The 18,554-nt window shown below is 34.2% G+C and carries 21 protein-coding genes; 14 read left to right on the top strand and 7 right to left on the bottom strand.

Annotated features, from left to right (window positions below):
- Window positions 1-36 precede the first annotated feature (36 nt).
- The 5 genes from O1A01_RS12680 to O1A01_RS12700 all read left to right on the top strand — a co-directional run bounded on the left by O1A01_RS12680 (window position 37) and on the right by O1A01_RS12700 (window position 4,752).
- Window positions 37-1,221, top strand: a complete 1,185-nt coding sequence (locus tag O1A01_RS12680; RefSeq protein ID WP_066413711.1) for a pyridoxal phosphate-dependent aminotransferase — start codon at window positions 37-39, stop codon at window positions 1,219-1,221.
- 202 nt (window positions 1,222-1,423) lie between these two features.
- Complete coding sequence (asnS, locus tag O1A01_RS12685) at window positions 1,424-2,719, top strand: asparagine--tRNA ligase (RefSeq protein ID WP_213083730.1); 1,296 nt, start codon at window positions 1,424-1,426, stop codon at window positions 2,717-2,719.
- A gap of 141 nt (window positions 2,720-2,860) precedes the next feature.
- Window positions 2,861-3,568, top strand: a complete 708-nt coding sequence (locus tag O1A01_RS12690) for a DnaD domain-containing protein (RefSeq protein ID WP_066413716.1) — start codon at window positions 2,861-2,863, stop codon at window positions 3,566-3,568.
- Window positions 3,569-3,591: 23 nt separating this feature from the next.
- The gene (nth, locus tag O1A01_RS12695; RefSeq protein ID WP_066413718.1) at window positions 3,592-4,245 is read left to right on the top strand and encodes an endonuclease III; all 654 of its coding nucleotides are present in this window, start codon (window positions 3,592-3,594) and stop codon (window positions 4,243-4,245) included.
- Complete coding sequence (locus O1A01_RS12700) at window positions 4,246-4,752, top strand: YpoC family protein (RefSeq protein ID WP_066413721.1); 507 nt, start codon at window positions 4,246-4,248, stop codon at window positions 4,750-4,752.
- A gap of 28 nt (window positions 4,753-4,780) precedes the next feature.
- On the opposite strand, the gene O1A01_RS12705 is transcribed toward O1A01_RS12700, so the two are convergent.
- Together O1A01_RS12705 and recU are read right to left on the bottom strand one after the other, a co-directional pair.
- Entirely contained in the window at window positions 4,781-7,363 is a 2,583-nt protein-coding gene (locus O1A01_RS12705) for a PBP1A family penicillin-binding protein (protein WP_066413724.1), read from the bottom strand.
- A 35-nt stretch (window positions 7,364-7,398) separates the two neighbouring features.
- Window positions 7,399-8,007, bottom strand: coding sequence for a Holliday junction resolvase RecU (recU, locus tag O1A01_RS12710; RefSeq protein WP_066413726.1), 609 nt, complete (start codon window positions 8,005-8,007; stop codon window positions 7,399-7,401).
- A gap of 73 nt (window positions 8,008-8,080) precedes the next feature.
- On the opposite strand from recU, the gene O1A01_RS12715 reads away from it, so the two are divergent.
- The 3 genes from O1A01_RS12715 to O1A01_RS12725 all read left to right on the top strand — a co-directional run bounded on the left by O1A01_RS12715 (window position 8,081) and on the right by O1A01_RS12725 (window position 10,220).
- Window positions 8,081-9,103 (top strand): DUF2515 family protein, encoded by a 1,023-nt coding sequence (locus tag O1A01_RS12715; RefSeq protein ID WP_084380286.1) that lies wholly within the window; start codon window positions 8,081-8,083, stop codon window positions 9,101-9,103.
- Window positions 9,104-9,564: 461 nt separating this feature from the next.
- Window positions 9,565-9,810, top strand: a complete 246-nt coding sequence (locus O1A01_RS12720; RefSeq protein WP_066413729.1) for a hypothetical protein — start codon at window positions 9,565-9,567, stop codon at window positions 9,808-9,810.
- Window positions 9,811-9,851: 41 nt separating this feature from the next.
- The gene (locus O1A01_RS12725; protein ID WP_066413733.1) at window positions 9,852-10,220 is read left to right on the top strand and encodes a YppE family protein; all 369 of its coding nucleotides are present in this window, start codon (window positions 9,852-9,854) and stop codon (window positions 10,218-10,220) included.
- Between the two features lie 43 nt (window positions 10,221-10,263).
- Here O1A01_RS12725 and O1A01_RS12730 read toward each other — a convergent pair whose 3' ends face one another.
- Complete coding sequence (locus O1A01_RS12730) at window positions 10,264-10,428, bottom strand: hypothetical protein (RefSeq protein ID WP_157076609.1); 165 nt, start codon at window positions 10,426-10,428, stop codon at window positions 10,264-10,266.
- A gap of 94 nt (window positions 10,429-10,522) precedes the next feature.
- Entirely contained in the window at window positions 10,523-10,723 is a 201-nt protein-coding gene (gene yppF / locus O1A01_RS12735) for a YppF family protein (RefSeq protein WP_066413737.1), read from the bottom strand.
- Window positions 10,724-10,902: 179 nt separating this feature from the next.
- Here yppF and O1A01_RS12740 point away from each other — a divergent pair, with 179 nt between their 5' ends.
- Window positions 10,903-11,379 carry a YppG family protein gene (locus O1A01_RS12740; RefSeq protein WP_066413740.1) on the top strand — a complete coding sequence of 159 codons (477 nt, stop codon included), beginning with the start codon at window positions 10,903-10,905 and terminating at the stop codon, window positions 11,377-11,379.
- Between the two features lie 462 nt (window positions 11,380-11,841).
- Here the strand turns inward: O1A01_RS12740 and O1A01_RS12745 are convergent, their stop codons facing one another.
- Window positions 11,842-12,096 carry a sporulation protein gene (locus O1A01_RS12745; RefSeq protein ID WP_270066353.1) on the bottom strand — a complete coding sequence of 85 codons (255 nt, stop codon included), beginning with the start codon at window positions 12,094-12,096 and terminating at the stop codon, window positions 11,842-11,844.
- Entirely contained in the window at window positions 12,089-12,283 is a 195-nt protein-coding gene (locus O1A01_RS12750) for a hypothetical protein (RefSeq protein ID WP_066418851.1), read from the bottom strand. The genes O1A01_RS12745 and O1A01_RS12750 overlap by 8 nt, the downstream gene beginning before the upstream one ends.
- 169 nt (window positions 12,284-12,452) lie before the next feature.
- Here O1A01_RS12750 and O1A01_RS12755 point away from each other — a divergent pair, with 169 nt between their 5' ends.
- On the top strand, window positions 12,453-12,602 hold the full coding sequence (locus tag O1A01_RS12755; protein WP_169714879.1) for a hypothetical protein: 150 nt from the start codon (window positions 12,453-12,455) through the stop codon (window positions 12,600-12,602).
- Window positions 12,603-12,647: 45 nt separating this feature from the next.
- On the opposite strand, the gene O1A01_RS12760 is transcribed toward O1A01_RS12755, so the two are convergent.
- On the bottom strand, window positions 12,648-13,121 hold the full coding sequence (locus O1A01_RS12760) for an Hsp20/alpha crystallin family protein (RefSeq protein ID WP_066418853.1): 474 nt from the start codon (window positions 13,119-13,121) through the stop codon (window positions 12,648-12,650).
- Window positions 13,122-13,249: 128 nt separating this feature from the next.
- Between O1A01_RS12760 and O1A01_RS12765 the strand changes: the two genes are divergently transcribed.
- From O1A01_RS12765 to argB, 4 genes are all read left to right on the top strand, one after another.
- Window positions 13,250-15,109 (top strand): flippase-like domain-containing protein, encoded by a 1,860-nt coding sequence (locus O1A01_RS12765; RefSeq protein WP_066418855.1) that lies wholly within the window; start codon window positions 13,250-13,252, stop codon window positions 15,107-15,109.
- 300 nt (window positions 15,110-15,409) lie between these two features.
- Entirely contained in the window at window positions 15,410-16,447 is a 1,038-nt protein-coding gene (gene argC, locus O1A01_RS12770) for an N-acetyl-gamma-glutamyl-phosphate reductase (protein ID WP_270066354.1), read from the top strand.
- Between the two features lie 41 nt (window positions 16,448-16,488).
- Window positions 16,489-17,727, top strand: coding sequence for a bifunctional glutamate N-acetyltransferase/amino-acid acetyltransferase ArgJ (argJ, locus tag O1A01_RS12775; protein ID WP_066418860.1), 1,239 nt, complete (start codon window positions 16,489-16,491; stop codon window positions 17,725-17,727).
- Between the two features lie 15 nt (window positions 17,728-17,742).
- A complete protein-coding gene (argB, locus tag O1A01_RS12780) occupies window positions 17,743-18,546 on the top strand; it encodes an acetylglutamate kinase (protein ID WP_066418862.1) in 804 nt (267 codons plus the stop codon).
- The last annotated feature ends 8 nt before the right edge of the window (window positions 18,547-18,554 follow it).

Here is an 18,554-nt window from a genome sequence, read left to right on the forward strand (position 1 = left end):
AACATTTTTAGGATATGGCTATAGGAGGATATTAAAATGAAACTTGCTAAAAGAGTAATGACATTAACTCCGTCGACAACGTTAGAAATAACAGCTAAAGCAAAAGCTCTAAAAGATGCCGGTCATGATGTGATTGGTTTAGGAGCAGGAGAACCTGATTTCAACACACCAGATCATATTTTAAATGCTGCAAAGGATGCAATGGATAAAGGCTTTACGAAATATACACCATCTGGAGGACTTCCAGCCTTAAAAAATGAAATTGCAAATAAATTAAAGGTAGATAACAATATTGAATATAAGCCTTCAGAAATTGTCGTTTGCTCAGGTGCTAAACACGCACTTTATTTATTATTTCAAGTTATTTTAGACGAAGGTGATGAAGTAATCATTCCTACACCGTATTGGGTAAGTTATCCTGAACAAGTTAAACTTGCAGACGGTGTTCCAGTTTATGTGGAAGGAAAAGAAGAGAATAACTTTAAAATAACAGCAGCACAACTAAAAGAAAAGATAACAGCGAAAACACGAGCAGTTATTATTAATTCTCCAAGCAACCCCACTGGAATGGTATATACAGAACAAGAACTAGTTGAACTTGGAGAAGTTTGTAAAGAGCATAATGTTTTAATTGTTTCTGACGAAATTTATGAAAAGCTTTTATATGATGGAAATAAACATATTTCTATTGCACAATTATCTCCAGAATTAAAAGACTTAACGATTATTATTAATGGGGTATCTAAATCTCATTCCATGACAGGTTGGAGAATCGGTTATGCTGTAGGAAACGAAACAATAATAAAAGCAATGACAAACTTAGCAAGTCACAGTACGTCAAACCCTACTTCGATTGCACAATATGCTACGATAGCTGCTTATGCTGGTCCTCAAGATGATGTTGAAACAATGAGAGCAGCGTTCGAGGAAAGACTAAATGTTATATTTGAAAAATTAAATAATATTCCTGGCTTTTCTTGTATTAAGCCTCAAGGAGCTTTCTACTTATTCCCAAATGTATCAGAAGCAGCTAAACTAGCTGGTTTGGAAGATGTGGATTCATTTGTAAAAGTGTTATTAGATGAAGAAAAGGTAGCACTCGTTCCTGGTTCAGGCTTTGGTGCACCTAATTATGTTCGTTTATCCTATGCAACATCACTTGTGCAGCTAGAAAATGCAGTAGATCGTATAGCGAAGTATATGAACAAAGTAACAAAATAAAATCTAACCAATCAGTGGGGTTAATCTCCACTGATTGTTAGTTGGACTAACAACTTAGACGCGTTTACAGTATAAATACTTAAAATATTATTGACAATTAGTTAGGAAATACTTTAGTGTATATTCTTGCATTGCGTCGAATTTAAGTCACTTGTATAATAGACTGTATACGCAAAAGTAATAATTTGTCGGAGGGAAATATATAGTGAAAACTACTATTGCAGAAGTACATAAGTATGTAGATCAAGAAGTAACCATCGGTGCATGGATTGCAAATAAACGTTCTAGTGGTAAAATTGCATTTTTACAATTACGTGACGGAACAGGTTTTATTCAAGGAGTAGTTGTAAAAGCAGAAGTTAACGAGGAAGTATTCCAAAAGGCTAAAAGTATAACACAAGAATCTTCTTTATATGTTACAGGGATGATAAAAGTCGATGAGCGTTCACCTTTAGGTTACGAGCTTCTTGTTACGAATATGGAAGTAATACATGAGGCAGTTGACTATCCAATTACACCAAAAAATCATGGCACTGAATTTTTAATGGACAACCGTCATTTATGGCTCCGTTCTAAAAGACAACATGCTGTTATGAAAATCCGTAACGAAGTTATACGTGCAACATACGAATATTATAATCAAAATGGTTTCACAAAAGTTGATCCACCAATTTTAACTGGAAGTGCACCAGAAGGAACAACTGAACTTTTTAATACAAAATATTTTGATGAAGATGCTTATTTATCTCAAAGTGGCCAGTTATACATGGAAGCTGCAGCTATGGCGTTAGGTAAAGTATTTTCATTCGGACCAACTTTCCGTGCAGAAAAGTCTAAAACTCGACGTCATTTAATTGAATTTTGGATGATTGAACCAGAAATGGCATTTTATACACATGAAGAAAGTTTAAAGGTGCAAGAAGAGTACGTTTCATATCTTGTACAATCCGTGTTAAAAAATTGCAAATTAGAGTTAGGTGTACTTGGAAGAGATACTTCAAAACTTGAACAAGTACAAGCTCCATTTCCTAGAATTACATATGATGACGCAATTAAATTATTGCACGAGAAAGGTTTCGATGATATTCAATGGGGTGATGATTTTGGTGCTCCTCATGAAACGGCTATTGCAGAATCATTTGATAAACCGGTTTTCATCATTCATTATCCAACTGCATTAAAACCGTTTTATATGCAACCACATCCAGAACGTGAAGATGTTGTCTTATGTGCGGATTTAATTGCTCCTGAAGGATATGGAGAAATTATCGGAGGTTCTGAAAGAATTCACGATTACGAGTTAATGAAACAACGTATGGAAGAGCATGATTTAGATCCAGCAGCATATGACTGGTATTTACAATTGAGTAAATACGGTTCCGTACCTCACTCTGGCTTCGGTCTAGGTCTAGAACGTACGATAGCATGGATTAGTGGTATTGAACACGTTAGGGAAGCAATTCCGTTCCCAAGATTGTTAAATCGTCTATATCCATAATATATAAGGAAAAACGACCACTATACATTGCTTAGTGGTCGTTTCTTAGTTTTCATTATTTTTACTTAATGCTAGTATACTAATATTTCCTTAGAAGCTTTCCTCTTTATTTGTTATACTAAGGTAGAGGTGTTTTGTCACATGATAAAAGATGATTTTATTCAGTTCCTAGAAGAAGGGAACTTATCGATTCCAAAATTTTTATTATCTAACTATACGAAACTAGGATTAAACGAAACAGAATTTATCCTGCTATTACACATACACTCCTTTTTAGAAAGTGGTAAAACTTTCCCAACTCCAATGGAAATTGCCGACTTAATGACAATTTCTCCATCCGATTGCATGGAAACCATTCGTCATTTATTGAAAAAAGGATATTTAACTATTTCAGATGAGATGGATGAGTTAAATATAAAATATGAGAGATATTCGTTACAACCGCTATGGGAAAAAATGATTCAATACATGATGGAAAGAAAGCAAATTGAAAAAATTCAACATACCGAAGAGGAAGAGGTAAGTCTATACACTATTTTTGAAAAAGAGTTTGCTAGGCCACTTTCACCATTTGAATGTGAATCGTTATCGTTGTGGATTGATCAAGATGAACACGATACTTCCGTTATTAAAGCAGCATTGCGAGAAGCGGTTTTAAGTGGAAAATTAAATTTCCGTTATATCGATCGAATTTTATTTGAGTGGAAAAAGAATGGTATAAAAACGGTTGATCAAGCAAAAGAGTACAGTAAGAAATTTCGAAAATACCAATTACAACAAAAGAAAACGGCAGTTGGACATGAAAAGGAACAAACTAATACAGTCCCTTTTTATAACTGGCTCGATTAAAGTAGTTTTGAGGTGTAATTATTATGTTAAATTTAAAACAAGTTAGACATTGTTTAGATACTTTTGAGGACATGTTTCCAGAAGCGCATTGTGAATTAGTTCATAAAAACCCTTTTGAACTAGTAATTGCTGTTCTATTATCTGCACAATGTACAGATGTATTAGTTAATAAAGTAACGAAAGAATTATTCCAAAAATATGAAACACCTGAAGACTATTTGGCAGTTTCATTAGAAGAATTACAAGATGATATACGCTCTATTGGCCTTTATCGAAATAAAGCGAAAAACATTCAAAAACTATGCCAACTATTATTAGATGACTATAATGGACAAGTACCAAATGAACGAGATGAACTAATGAAATTACCTGGTGTAGGAAGAAAAACAGCAAATGTAGTCGTATCTGTTGCTTTTGGAATACCTGCTATTGCTGTAGATACTCATGTAGAGAGAATTAGTAAACGACTAGGCATTTGTCGTTGGAAAGATAACGTACTAGAAGTAGAAGAGACTTTAATGAGAAAAGTACCACGAGAAGAGTGGTCAGATACTCATCATCGTATGATTTTCTTTGGCCGCTATCATTGTAAAGCACAATCTCCACAATGTGATAAATGCCCATTATTAGATTTATGTCGAGAAGGAAAGAAGCGTATGAAGGGGAAAAGCGCATAAATGGATATAACAGTACCTACTTCTTTTCAACGCGAACCTTTTTATAAAACAGGGGACACAATAACGACATCAGAACAATGGAACGGTTTATTTATAGATTTGCCATCATTTTATTTCAATATAACTAAACAACAATCAAATATTAATAGTGAATGGCTAATAAAGCTGTTCGAGGAATGGAAGGTAGAGAAAAGAAAAGTTCAAACGTTATTCAAAGAGAAAAATGGGGAATATATTAGTAACGTAATGCGGAAATTTATTGCCCATTTTACGGAAGTACTGTTTTGGATAAATGATGAGGTAATCCTTGACCTTCACGTCCTTGGCGATTCCATTAGTCTTTTTAAATGGCAACCAATTAATAGTTCGGAAAGATTAGAATATATTATTGCTCATTATAAAAAATACCACGCATGGATTCAGCTTTCTGAATTGTATACGGAATTAGAGAAGTTATATTATAAGAAAAGACAATTAGAAAAAGTAAAAGAGCCAAAATCAACTTGATTTTGGCTCTTTACATTCTCATTTTTAATTATTCAGTTTCTACATCTTCCTCGACGTCTTCCTCTTCTTCATCATCACGTGGAGGTGGGTTAATTCCTTCAGTTGGTGGTCTGTTACCATCTTCCTCACCATCATCCTCCTCATCAACAGGCGGCTCAGGAATTGGAATGATCTCTTCTAATTCTTCTTCCTCTTCTTCTTGTATTATAGGAATTTGAACAGATTTTGTAACAGTCTCACTTCTATTTTGTTCATTCTCATCTGATATAGCAGTAATAGATATAGTATAAGTGGAACCAGGCTCAGGATTATCTATTGTAAATGTTAAGTCTTTTGTAACAGTTAACACTTGCGCATCACCATTATCTCTTTGTGCTGTTAATTCAAAGCTAATATCAGCTAAGCGATCATCGTTATAATCCCAATTAATGACGATTTGATTTGCCTCTTCTTCATAAACTGCCGTGACATTTTTCGGGTTATCGACTTTGTCAAATTCTTTAGATACGGTAGTTGGTTCTGTACCTTTTACAAAATACTCGTAAATAATTTTATCCTTCGGTGTAAATTCACTAGCTAGAAGGGGAGGGTTAGTCCCAGACTCCACACCAACTCGGACTACACTATTTGGAACGCGGAAATCTACTTTGTCCTCATCTGTTGTAGCAACATGCTGTAAAAGCTCCTTAAATAGCATTCTTGAGTAATATTGATCTTGAAACCCTTGTGTTGGAGAACGTAAAAAATTACCTTCTCCCATTTTGGAAAAACCATTCCATACCGCTATAGAATACGTAGGTGTATAACCAGCGAACCATGTACTAGGAGCAGCGCCGGAAGGGACGTTGTATGTTGCTAAATCATTTTGGTCAAAGTTAGTTGTTCCAGTTTTCCCTGCAATGTGTAAGCCAGGAACTTGAGCTAGTCTACCTGTTCCGCCTGAGGTCATTGCAGTTTTTAATACATCACTAATCATGAAAGCAGTAGAATCTTTCATTCCGACTTTTGATTCATTTGCTAAATTAACGGAAGTACCGTCAGGAAATTGTACTTTCGATACTGCATATGGTTCGGTGTAAATACCTTCATTTCCAAAGGCTGCGTATGCACCAGCTAATTGAAGGGGGGATACACCTGTTTTAAATCCACCGATTGAATATGATTCATGTATCGTTTCTTCTAATGGAATACCTAAGTTCACAGCGAATTCTCGTGCTCGTTCACTTCCTACTTCTTGGAACGCCTTTAATGCCGGAATATTACGAGATCTAGCTAGTGCTTGACGCATTGTCAACCAACCTTCATGTTTACGATCCCAGTTTTGGATTGGCGTTTTATTTGCATCAGAATACGTATAAGGCTCATCTTTTATTTGATGATATGTTGACCAGTTTAAATACTCTACTGCAGGACCGAAGTCTAGTATTGGTTTTATTGCAGAACCTGGTTGTACTCTCGTATCAGTAGCGTAGTTATAACCAGTTTTCACATAATTACGACCACCACCAAGTGCGCGTATTTGGCCAGTTTTCGTATCAACTAAAGCAATTCCTGATTGATAATCTTCGTTATCAACATGAGGAACAGGACCTTCATCAGAAAGTAAGAATTCCACTTGTTCTTGCGCCTTCGTATCAAGTGTTGTATGAATAACCAATCCATCAGATCTTGGATCTATATTCTCACCAAGTTTTTCTTGTAATTCCTCGACAACTTGGTCTACGAATGCGTTGTAACGATTTGAGAATGTGGGAGCATTAGTTCCGTCAACTAAAGTAGAAGTGATCTCTACTGCTCTAGCTTCATCTGCTTCCGCTTCCGTAATCTTTCCGTGTTTAACCATTAATGTTAGAACGATATTTCTTCGTCTTTCCGCATTTTCTGGATACTTAACTGGATTATAGTTGTTAGGACTTTGCGGTAAACCAGCTAACGTTGCCACTTCATGTAATTCTAATTCATCAAGTTTTTTACCATAATAATTTTGTGCTGCCCTTGCAATTCCGTAAGCGCGATTAGAGAAGTAAATTCGGTTTAAATACATTTCTAAAATTTCTTCTTTAGTAAATCTACTTTCTAATTGATAAGCTAAGTATGCTTCTTGCGCTTTACGAGAAAGTTTTTTCTCTTCTGTTAAGAAACTTAGTTTTACGAGCTGTTGTGTAATGGTACTACCACCTTCAGCTCCAAAACCTCTAGATACGTTCGCTAATACTGCACCGCCTAAACGACGGTAGTCAATACCGTTATGTTCAAAGAACCGAACATCCTCTGTCGCTAAAAATGCGTCAATAACAAGCTGGGGTATATCATCATAATTTACGTAATCACGAGCTTCATTACCACCAATTTCAGCAGCTAGTTCACCGTTTTTATCCATTACTTTGGATGGAACGGGAACTTTTAATAACGTCTCGTCTAGTGGAGGAGTATCTTTAACGAAATAAGCAAAAGTACCAATTCCGATTAACAATCCGATTAGACCTACTAAAACAAGTGCTAAAAATGTCTTTTTAACTAAACCTTTAGCGCTTTTTTTACCATTTTTTTTGTTTTTCTTTTCTTCTAAAGCTTTTCTACGTTGTTCTCTTGATTTATATTGTTCGCTCATAGTATAACCTGCCTTTCTCCTCGATAAGTAGACAATCAACAAAAGTGTTCGTCTACATGTTTAATGTAATCAATTCGAGGTTGGTAACCGATAGGAATTTCATATCCATGTTCCATAATCTCTTCCCTCGTTATAGATTTCCTTCCACCGTTGTTTTTTCTGTCCCAGTATTCAAATAACTTTTCAGCTGGTAATAAGTATACCTCCTGTAAAAGAGTGAACATTAATATGACGAAACAAATCCCATTTTGTTTCACAACTTGTCTCATATGTTTAATCTGGTGGTCATGAAAGTTAGATAGTGGGAAAGAAGTTTTGTTTTTCGTCTCTTTAGCTTCAAAGTCAATATATTTCCCACGATAAACACCGTTATAGTCAGTTGTAGATGCTATTTTAAAGTAAGCTTCTTTAATAACTGCTGCGCTTCGCTGTGGATAATCTACTGATACGATTTGTATAGGTGTAGGTTTTTTATGTATAACAGCTATATTTTCTTGTAAGTAAAATTTATTTGTAATATCTAAATCTTCTTCCAACGTCATTCCGCGATTTCCATATTGTATTGAACTTAATTTTGTATTACGTTTATTTTTATTATTTCCATTTCCATTATATACCTTACCACTTGGATATCTTATATTCATAAAATTCCCCCTATTAGCAAAACCTAACCGTTAAATCTATTATTATTTTTCTTCTTCCAAGGAGGATGAAGTGTTGTTTAAGAGACGCTCTTCCCAATATCAACCAATTTTAAAAAGACGTAGCTTAAAAAAATACTCCTATCAAGACAATAAGTTTATCATTGAAATAAGAAAAAATACAGTAAAATATAATGTCGATAATGTGGCTAGGACAAATGCTTACGCAATGTTTTATGAAAATAACAAGGAAATTAAATGGGCATTTTTAGCAAGTATGGTCTCAAGGAATGCAGGATGGAATATGACTGATTTATGGAATAAATGGTATGTACTTGCATTAGAACTTGAGGTAAGGAGATTGTTCTTTTTAACGTTTGAAAGAGCAAATTGGATCATCTTTCAAGATGCATATCCACAACTATTAATTTACGAACTTTCCAAAAAGTTAAATAAGCCAATGTTTCACTTATTAAAAGCCTTTAATGTATCTGTTTTCATGGAATATGAATGGAATATGTTTTGGGAATATAGAGATTATGAACGAATAATGTATTCACTTATTATTAATGAACAAAATATGATTCAACAACCAGTTATCGAAAATAAAGTATTTCACAAAAAAGTCTTTAAATCACTTCCTTACAAACTACAAGAGCTTGGACATTTTAGTTGTGTTATCTTCCCAACATTACAAGGGAAATTATACGGATCGTCTGTGCATGGTTTTGAGAAAATAGATAATCGGATAAATCTAGGAAAGCGCCTTGCAGCTATTTTATTTTCAGAAGAACATTATCACTCTTTTTATCATTTTTCAAAAAAAAACGAACATACAGGTTCTAGGTATGATTATGAAAAATTTATTCATCCACGTTTTACAAGGGAGACTCCATTTTTAAGATCATGTTACCCAATCATTCAACACGAAAAGCTAATAGATGAAGATTGGCTATGTAAAAACGAAAAGAAAGTAAAAAAGTGGGGGAGAGGAATCTCAAAAGAGGAAATTAACGAGATAACAAAGTGGTTCCTTCATAAACAGCATCAAATGCATGGTCTTATTGCACTTAACCATTGGGTATTAAAGAAGGAGTAATTAGACGGCTACTTTATTTGTAAAACTAAAACCAATCCATTTGCCGTGGTTTAAATATGAATATGAACAACTAGTCATTTTCAAAGTAGTTATTATGAAATAATAAGTATATTTATGTAAAAAAAGTAAGCGTTCTCCAATCAACGAGAGAACGCCTTTTTTTCATTAAGTTACTCTGCTGGACGGTTAGGCCCGCCTAATTTTTTATCTAACTGCTCAGGAGGATTTTCCTGTTTACGTTGTTTCCCATTTTTTTGTTTATTGTTTTTTGTTTTTGACATTTGTTAACACCTCCATTACTTAGAATGTACTTAAATATTTTTTATATGATGCGAAAAATGATGGAAAACGCGCAAAAAAGGATTTTCTTTGCCGAATTAATTCTAGTTTTGTCAAGTGTGAAGGGGAACATTTTTATTCGTTGAATGTATATATAAACATTTATTTTGGAGGGAAGTACGATGACAAAATTAGTTTCAAAAGAAGAATCTATAAAAGTATTGGACAAGTTATTACATGATATAGAACATATAGAATTCGTAAAAAAAACAGCTACCGATACAGAAAGGGAAGAAATGGAAGCAGTTATGAGAGATCAAATAAGTCGATTACATTGTACATTAGATGAAATAGAACGAGTATTGAAGCACGAGACAAATAAATCGCGAAAGACTTATCAATTTAGAGAGACGCTTCTTTCAACATAATATAAGATTTATGTTATTATGTTGTAATGAGGTGAGAAAACATGCCAGAGTTAGTTAATGCAAAGGCCCTTTCACAACAACTATTAAAAGATGTGGACGGAATGCAACAACAGTTTTGGAAGACAAGAGAAAGAGAAGAGGAATATGATTTTTTTACAACTGTTAAACCAGAAGCGGATCGTATTCACTCCTGTACAGAAGAATGGGTGAGAGAAACGAAAAAATGGATTATAGAAAATGGTCCAAAATATATACATGCTAATCAAATTGATGCAACTGCAGAAAATATAAATTTAATTGCTGTTCAATGTTTTTTTAAAAATACTAGCAAAAAGCGTTTTTTTGATATGTGCCAATCCATAACGTACATTTTAGAAGATATTATAAAAAAATGGGAAGAGACAAAATAGTCTTTTCCCATTTTTTACAAAGTATTACGAAGAAAACGATAAATTATCTTTCTTTTTCAACTTTAACTGTAACAGGTCTATCACCTTCACTAGCTACTGGCTCAATTGCATATTCTACTTTTTCAAAAACCTTTTTCTCAGCAGGTTGTGCGCTAGACAAAGATGCATGTCCTTTTTTCTTATGATTGTATGCTTTTCCTCTACTCAAAAGAATACCTCCTTAAAGGATTAATACTCTTTTATTGTTCTCGACATACACCTTTTTCATTTTGATAAGAAATTGGCAATAATGGAAAGAAGATTTAAGAAATTTCAACTTCCGCTTCAATAGTCGGAAAATAGGCACCTTTATTTTCAAGTTCTTTGATGACTTTACGGTATTGAGTAATGGTTAATTCATTTTTTAAATAAAGCTGTCGTGCATAATCGAGCAACTCATTCACATTCATAGGTTCATAACTCTTACCATTCATAAAACGTTTTCTTAAGTCTTCTAATACCATCGTACCCCTCCCATTCCTATGTTACTTTTATCATAACATGAGAAGAATATAGGAAATAGATGAAAAATGGAGTTAAATTGCGACAAATTAGGACAAACTTGGAGTTGTTGGAGACTGCACCTTTTTGGGTATTTGTCATAAGTTGAATATAGATAGAGATATATTGAGGAGGTGTAAAAATGTTTAGGGGACACTATAGGAGAACACCTAGACATTTATATGCGTACAATCGGCAGATGGGGTGGATGAACGATTGGAATCAGTATGTTCCTAATAATCCACAGATGTTTACTCCATTTAATCCGCAAAGCAGTGGTGGGTGGGGGATGTTTAATCAAATGTCATTTCCATTTCAGTCTCAAGGACAACAATATACGGACTCACCTTTTGCCGGGCCATATTCTATGCAATCAGGGCAAGTGGACCAACAAAATTGGGGAGCTAATTCTTTCGGCTTTATGAATCCGTATCCGATTCAAACGCAACAACAGTTTCAACAACAACAAAAGCAATTTTCCACTTTTTTAAATCAATTTAAAGGGCAAGATGGAAGTTTAGATATGAAAAAAATGATGGATACTGCGGGACAGATGATGAATACTGTTAATCAGTTGAATGGTTTAATTAAAGGAATTACAAGTACATTTAAAGCGTAAAGAAGATGCAGATTTTGCATCTTCATTTTTTAATTTCTTAGGTCTACTCTGAAAATATCTTTTATACAACATTGAATGTTGTTATACGGCTTAAGTTAATCCGTTTCACTTCGCTGCAGACACTTGCTTTCCGCGGGGAGATGTCTAGCTCCAGCGCATTGGCCCTATCAAACTTCCCAGTCCGTCCGTACGATAAGTCAACATCAACTCAACTAACGTTTCGTTGTGTTTCCTTTATCTCCTACCGGACTGCTCCAGTTTGTACGGGCCAGATCGATGCGCTTACGCTTTTCGTGGAGTCGAGCCTCCTCGACTTCGCCTGTGGGGTCTCGACCTTCCCTCTACATCCCGCTGGAGTCAAGTGTCTTCCGCTCCGTTCCACTCTCGGTTCTGTACATTGAAAGTTAGTATCTGTACCTTAGCTGCTTTTCTTGCATATCGCTTTAAGAGTTTCTACCTTAACTAAAATAAAAGTTCATAAACTTCATTTAGTTGTTGTACACGGGGGAAGTCTTCGCTTTCCATCGCGTGAGATAGTTCATTTGGTAAGATTGAATTTAAATATTGTATTTCTTGTTCGGATAAGTCTAATACAAAATCCCGTTCCGTGTTATAGTGATTGTTTGCAATTTTACTTAATAACTGAGACGGGTAATGTTGACCTTCATTCGTATAATTACTTAATACTTCTCTTAAGTAAGCTAAAGGTTTATTCATGATATTCACCTTTTCTTTTATCTTCAAAAAAGTACTCTTCAAACTTTTCAGCTTCCTCATGATTCATAGATGATGTGTAATAAGGATTATCTTGAATCCCTGTACTATCATCAAGGTTCGTTTTAATTGTAATGGATGGGGAACTAGAAGGTTCCACATAGAGTCGCTTTCCTTTTTCTTTCTTCAACGAATTCCACCTCCACAGAAATTTTTCTACACGTTATTAACGTAAGTATTTTTTATAGTTCCTATGTAAAAAGAAAATAATAAATAAAGGGTAAGAAGTAAAAAATTTCTATACTAATATTAATGGAAAGTAAGAAAAATATAATGATTATAAAAAAGGAGGTTAGAAAATGACTAATAAAAATGATAATCGAGAACGAAAAAATAAATATCCATATAATAAACACCAAACAGAGATGGGTAAAGAGTTAACAAGTATACAAAATGACCCAACGCCCGAAGAAAACCCAAAATACGGTACACATAATCATAAAAACTAATGAATTAAAAAAGGATGTAAATGATGGGGAACCATCGTTACATCCTTATCCTTCAATTTCGTATTTCCTTCTTTGTTTTTTAGGTATGATTATTTTAAGTAAACCATCTTGATAGTTTGCTTTTAATTGATGTGTTTTTACATATGGGGGAACGGGAATAGTTCTAGATGCATGTTTGTATGAAATGCTTTTATTTAAAAGGTGATGGTCTTTTTTCATTTCACTAATTTCTTCATGTTTTACAGTTATTGTGACATATTTATCAAATGTTTCAATCGTTATTTGATCTTTCTTTACCCCAGGAAGCTTACAAAATATAAGAAATTCATTATCTGTTTCTGTAGTTTCTATTGATAGTGTATTTTCTTGCAAAGCATTTGTAAAAAATTCATCCATTTGTTTCACAATATTTTTTAGAGGTGAATGTGTAAAAAAATCGTCCATACTTTTTAATATGTCTCTAATAACAGGTTCTCCTTGTTTTTTAGCTTGTAGCTCCTTCTTATCCTTTTGCTCCATTCCTTTCACTCCTTCCGATATTATGTATATGTTTAAGGGTAGGCATTAGTGAAGATAAAAAAACAATAGTCACATTTCCTTTTATATGGTACTTTTGAAACAAAACAACCTTTAGAGGAAGAAAAATTATGAATGTTCTAAAAAACACATATATTTATAAAGTTTGGAAAGTGTTTTTTCCAATTACAGTGCTATTATTTGTTTATATGGAGGCAAAAAGGCTTTTTTCAAAAATTGACTTTGAACTTGCCATTTATAAAATACAGGAGATAGGTTTATTCTCCTTTTTGTGTCTTGTGCTTTTCGGTATTTTAGCTGTATGTACAATGATATTTTATGATGTGATTATAGTAAGAGAATTAAATATAAAACCAAAACATTACCTTATAAAATCATTTGCTTTTAATTCATATGCAAATTTTTTTGGCTTTGGTGGATTTGCTGGGGTAGGATTACGTACATTTTTTTATCGAGAGCGAGTAGATAAGTTATCGCAACTATTAAAGTGGGCAACTGTAATTCTTCCGTTTATGTTAACTGGGTTATCTTTATTAGCGTATTTTGTCCTAGTTACGGAGTGGAAAAAACCGTTTATGTTAGAGACATATCCGGTTTTAAAAATACCCCTTTCCTTAATGTGTATCTTTGCACCGCTGCTATTGATTGGAAGTATTTGGACAAAAAAGGTCCATTTCCGCACACAAATAAAATTAATTACCGTTTCGTTATTAGAATGGATAGTAGCTGCAATTCTCTTTACTCTAGTAGCGTATTCATTACATATCAATATGAATATAAGTATATTACTACTTTTATTCATATTAGCAGCAACAGTTGGTGTAATTAGTACGGTGCCAGGAGGTCTAGGTGCCTTTGATTTTGTCATGTTAGTAGGGTTATCCCATTTTGGGGTTACGGAAGAACGTACGGTTGCATTACTTTTATTGTATCGAATAGTATATTACTTTCTTCCGTTTATCTTTAGTTCTATTATATTAGGCTACTTTATGCAAAAGGAAAAACGATGGGGTCTATTTATTCCTAGTAAAGAAAGCTTTGAAAAAAGCGCGTACCGTATATCTGTTGTTTTCGTTTTAATAGTAGGAATGCTTCTCCTTGTCTTTCCGGTAGCACCTGCCATCGTTCATCGGTTAAAATGGGCAGATCAGTTTCTATCCTTGCAAGTGATGCAAGTCTCCCAGCAAGTTTCTATTATAATAGGGATTTTATTACTTGTATTAGCACGTTCGTTGTATGACCAAGTAAAGAGAGCATATTACGCTACTAGTATCATTTTACTTATTGGCGTAATATTTAGCTTTTCGAAAGGATTTCAGTTTGGGGAATCGGTTATTTTATTAATCGCCGCCCTTTTATTAAGAACTTCTAAAAATCAATTTTACCGAAAGAGTAGCCCTTATACTCTTGGTAAAGGAATAGTAGATGGCGTTATTGTATTTTTTCTTTCAAGCTTATATGTAGGAGTGGGTGTTTTACAAATACCAATTATTAAACGGTACGTTCCGAGTAGGTTTCAAGAATTGTTTTCACTTCAAATGACAGAGCTAATGGTAGATATTGTGATTGGCGTTGTACTTTCTATTGCATTAGCATACATAAGCTTATTTTGGAAGGGTGAAAAATACCGTTTCACGAAATCAAAGACTAAAAAAACTTACTTTCTGCCAAAAGGTGCCATGTATATCCATAGAGAGAAGAGAAGTTACTGGTACTATGAAAAATGGATGGATAAAATATTAATAAATATGAAGGAAAGCAATAATATTGATAGAACTAGCTTACTAACCTTTCAAAAAAATATTGATTTATACGGTTATAAAATTATTTACGTACAAATTCCAAAAACTGAAATGGAATGGATCCAGAAGGAAAACTTCTATATAATAGAAAATTACGGATTTCCTAAAGAAATACCTGTATTTGTAGCAAAATTATATATAAAAGCAATAAAAAAGTATAATTCATAAAAAATACAAGCAGAAATGCTTGTATTTTTTTATGATTATGTACTATTAGATGATTATGTACTATTAGATGATTATGTACTATTAGATGATTATGTACTATTAGATGATTATGTACTATTAGAAAAAAATACTTAGTTAAAGAAATTAACCACTTAAGTACAATGCTTAAATAAAACGATCAATAGCTTTATACATCTTCTTTTTATGAAAACTCATATTTTTTCAGTTTTATAACAATTAAATGTTGTATTTTTATGAATTAATAATTATAATAATACAAAGAAAAGGGGATGGTGAATTATGAAAATTGGAATTGTTGGAGCAAATGGTTACGGTGGAGTAGAGCTTATTCGTTACTTAGTAAACCATCCATACGTTGAAATTAAACTTTTAGCATCACATTCATCTAATGGAAATTCTATCGTAGAACAATACCCACATTTACAAGGAATACTTGAAATGAATATTTCAGAGTTAAACATAGAAGATGTGAAAGAAAATATAGATGTATTATTTTTTGCCACACCGTCTGGCGTTTCAAAGGAATTAATACCTCAATATATCGAAGCAGGAATAAAAATAATTGATTTATCAGGCGACTTAAGATTACAGGATGGTTCTTTATACGAGGAATGGTATAAAAATACACCAGCACCACCTTTTGCTTTAGACAAAGCTATATACGGTTTAACAGAATTAAATAGAGAATTGATTAAAGAAGCAACATTGGTCGCGAACCCAGGATGTTATCCGACAGCAACATTACTCGGTTTAATTCCAGCATTACAACATAAATTGATCGATGGTAATTCCATTGTCATTGATGGTAAATCTGGTATATCCGGTGCTGGTAGAAAAACATCCGCTACAACGCATTATAGTGAAATCAATGAAAATGTAAAAGCTTATAAATTAGGAAAACATCAGCATATTCCAGAGATAGAACAAATCGTATCACAAATTGGAAACGAAAATATTACGGTTACTTTTTCTACTCATTTAGTGCCAATGACGAGAGGAATTATGTGCACGATGTATGCGAATTTGAAGGAGCCAATCAATGAGAGTAAAGTAATCTCACTATACGAAGATTACTATAAAGATGATTATTTCGTTCGTATACGTAAAGGTGGAACCTGGCCAGCTACAAAAGAAGTGACAGGTTCAAATTTCTGTGACATCGGTATTACAGTAGATGAAAGAACGAATAAGCTAATAATTGTTGCAGTAATAGATAACGTTGTAAAAGGTGCAGCTGGGCAGGCGATACAAAATTTGAATGTCATGTATGGATGGGATGAAAAGACAGGGCTACAAACTACGCCGTTATTTCCATAGTTTTATAGATTGTGTGAATTTGAATATGGAGGAAAAAACAGATGATTAATACAGAAGCTTCAACAGCCATTACAAAAATCGAAAATGGAAACATTGCAAGCCCTAAAGGATATATAGTCGGAGGGTTACACTGTGGTTTAAAAAGAAAACGACATGACCTAGCTTGGCTCTATTCGGTTGTACCAGCCAAGGCTGCAGCAGTATATACGACAAACGTCTTTCAAGCGGCTCCGTTAAAAGTTACCCAAGATAGCATTCAACAAAATGGGTTTATCCAAGGTGTTATCGTGAACTCAGGAAATGCAAATGCTTGTACTGGTGAAACAGGACTAAAAAACGCATACATAATGAGAGAATGGTATGCGAATAAAATCGGTTCAACTCCAGAAGATGTTGTAGTTTTATCAACAGGTGTAATTGGTGAACAGTTAAACATGGAGAAACTAAATGAAGGAATTAATAGAATTGAAATTGCTGAAAATGATAGCAGTGTTGAGAACTTTGAAAAAGCAATACTAACAACAGATACTTTTAGAAAAAGTGCGTGTGTGCAGGTCGAAATTAATGGCCATATTATTACGATTGGTGGAGCGGCAAAAGGATCTGGCATGATTAAACCAAATATGGCTACAATGTTAGGTTTCATCACAACGGACGCAAATATTAGTCAAGAAGCACTACAGTATTGTTTAAAAACAGTAACGAACGACTCGTTTAACATGATTACGGTAGATGGAGACACGAGTACAAATGATACCGTTGTTTTATTAGCAAATGGGTTGGCAGGCAACGTTGAATGGACACTACAGGATGAGGCAGCAATTAAGCTGTTCCAATCGGCTTTAAAAGAAGTATGTCAATCACTAGCAAAACAAATTGCTCGTGATGGCGAAGGTGCTACGAAACTTTTAGAGGTCGAAGTGAAAGGGGCAGTAATAAAAGAAGATGCAGAAAAAATCGCTAAATCTATTGTAGGCTCGAGCTTAGTAAAAACGGCCGTTTACGGATGTGATGCAAATTGGGGTCGAATCATATGTGCAGCTGGGTATAGTGGTGCGACTACCATTGACCCTAACAACATAACTGTATTTATCGGCCCTCATAAAGTTGTAGAAAATGGGGTTCCACATCCATTTTCAGAAGAAGAAGCAACATCTTACTTAGCTAACGAGAAAATACAACTGACAGTTGATCTTAATGGTGGCGACAAGACAGCAACTGCTTGGGGCTGTGATTTGTCATATGATTACGTTAGAATCAACGCTTCTTACCGAACGTAATGGAGGGAATATACAATGAATTATCTCGTAATAAAATGCGGGGGAAGTATTTTTGAACAATTATCACCTAGCTTTTTTGAAGAACTTGTCCAAATCCAAAAAGAAAAAGAATTTGTACCAATCATTGTCCATGGAGGTGGACCTTCTATAACAAAAACACTCAGCAGTTTAGAGATTGAAACAAAGTTTGTTAATGGACTGCGTCAGACTACCCCTGAAGTTTTAGACGTTGTAGAAATGATACTTTCAGGTTCTTTAAATAAGCAAATTGTTCGTAACATTATCAAAGCTGGTGGAAAAGCGATTGGCATTAGTGGCGTTGATGGAATGTTTCTAGAAGCAAAACCGGTACAAAATGCTGATGAAATTGGCTTGGTTGGCGAAATTACCAACGTTCGGACGGAAATAGTAAAGATGATTACCGATATGGACGGAATACCTGTAATATCCCCTATTGCGGTTGACTTATTCGGTCAACATTATAACATTAACGCTGATTTAGCTGCAGCGGCAATTGCGAAAAGTCTTGAAGGGACCATATGTTTAGTAACGAACGTTGCAGGAGTGTTAGTAGACGGTGAAGTACAAAGCTCCCTGTCAAATAAACAAGTAGAACAGTTAATTGAGTCACAACAAATAACAGGTGGAATGATTCCAAAAGTACACAGTGCAATTGATTGCTTAGAAAATGGAGTTTCTAATGTAGTAATAATAGATGGAACGACTAAACAATCCCTTACACGTTTTACTAAAGGTGAACATAGCGGGACATTCTTTTATTTAGAGGAGGAAATGATTTATAGTGGGCACAACAGCTGATACAACAC

This window comes from Sutcliffiella sp. NC1, assembly GCF_027594365.1.
In the GTDB taxonomy this organism is placed as follows: Bacteria; Bacillota; Bacilli; order Bacillales; family Bacillaceae_I; genus Sutcliffiella; species Sutcliffiella cohnii.

Coding starts and splice junctions, on each gene's coding strand:
- yppF (WP_066413737.1), bottom strand. CDS start 10,723: ATGGTATTAGAAGACTTAAGAAAACGTTTTATGAATGGTAAGAGTTAT.
- nth (WP_066413718.1), top strand. CDS start 3,592: ATGTTAAATTTAAAACAAGTTAGACATTGTTTAGATACTTTTGAGGAC.
- O1A01_RS12745 (WP_270066353.1), bottom strand. CDS start 12,096: ATGAATAAACCTTTAGCTTACTTAAGAGAAGTATTAAGTAATTATACG.
- O1A01_RS12700 (WP_066413721.1), top strand. CDS start 4,246: ATGGATATAACAGTACCTACTTCTTTTCAACGCGAACCTTTTTATAAA.
- O1A01_RS12740 (WP_066413740.1), top strand. CDS start 10,903: ATGTTTAGGGGACACTATAGGAGAACACCTAGACATTTATATGCGTAC.
- argB (WP_066418862.1), top strand. CDS start 17,743: ATGAATTATCTCGTAATAAAATGCGGGGGAAGTATTTTTGAACAATTA.
- recU (WP_066413726.1), bottom strand. CDS start 8,007: ATGAATATAAGATATCCAAGTGGTAAGGTATATAATGGAAATGGAAAT.
- O1A01_RS12690 (WP_066413716.1), top strand. CDS start 2,861: ATGATAAAAGATGATTTTATTCAGTTCCTAGAAGAAGGGAACTTATCG.
- argJ (WP_066418860.1), top strand. CDS start 16,489: ATGATTAATACAGAAGCTTCAACAGCCATTACAAAAATCGAAAATGGA.
- O1A01_RS12765 (WP_066418855.1), top strand. CDS start 13,250: ATGAATGTTCTAAAAAACACATATATTTATAAAGTTTGGAAAGTGTTT.
- argC (WP_270066354.1), top strand. CDS start 15,410: ATGAAAATTGGAATTGTTGGAGCAAATGGTTACGGTGGAGTAGAGCTT.
- O1A01_RS12705 (WP_066413724.1), bottom strand. CDS start 7,363: ATGAGCGAACAATATAAATCAAGAGAACAACGTAGAAAAGCTTTAGAA.
- O1A01_RS12680 (WP_066413711.1), top strand. CDS start 37: ATGAAACTTGCTAAAAGAGTAATGACATTAACTCCGTCGACAACGTTA.
- O1A01_RS12720 (WP_066413729.1), top strand. CDS start 9,565: ATGACAAAATTAGTTTCAAAAGAAGAATCTATAAAAGTATTGGACAAG.
- O1A01_RS12760 (WP_066418853.1), bottom strand. CDS start 13,121: ATGGAGCAAAAGGATAAGAAGGAGCTACAAGCTAAAAAACAAGGAGAA.
- O1A01_RS12725 (WP_066413733.1), top strand. CDS start 9,852: ATGCCAGAGTTAGTTAATGCAAAGGCCCTTTCACAACAACTATTAAAA.
- O1A01_RS12755 (WP_169714879.1), top strand. CDS start 12,453: ATGACTAATAAAAATGATAATCGAGAACGAAAAAATAAATATCCATAT.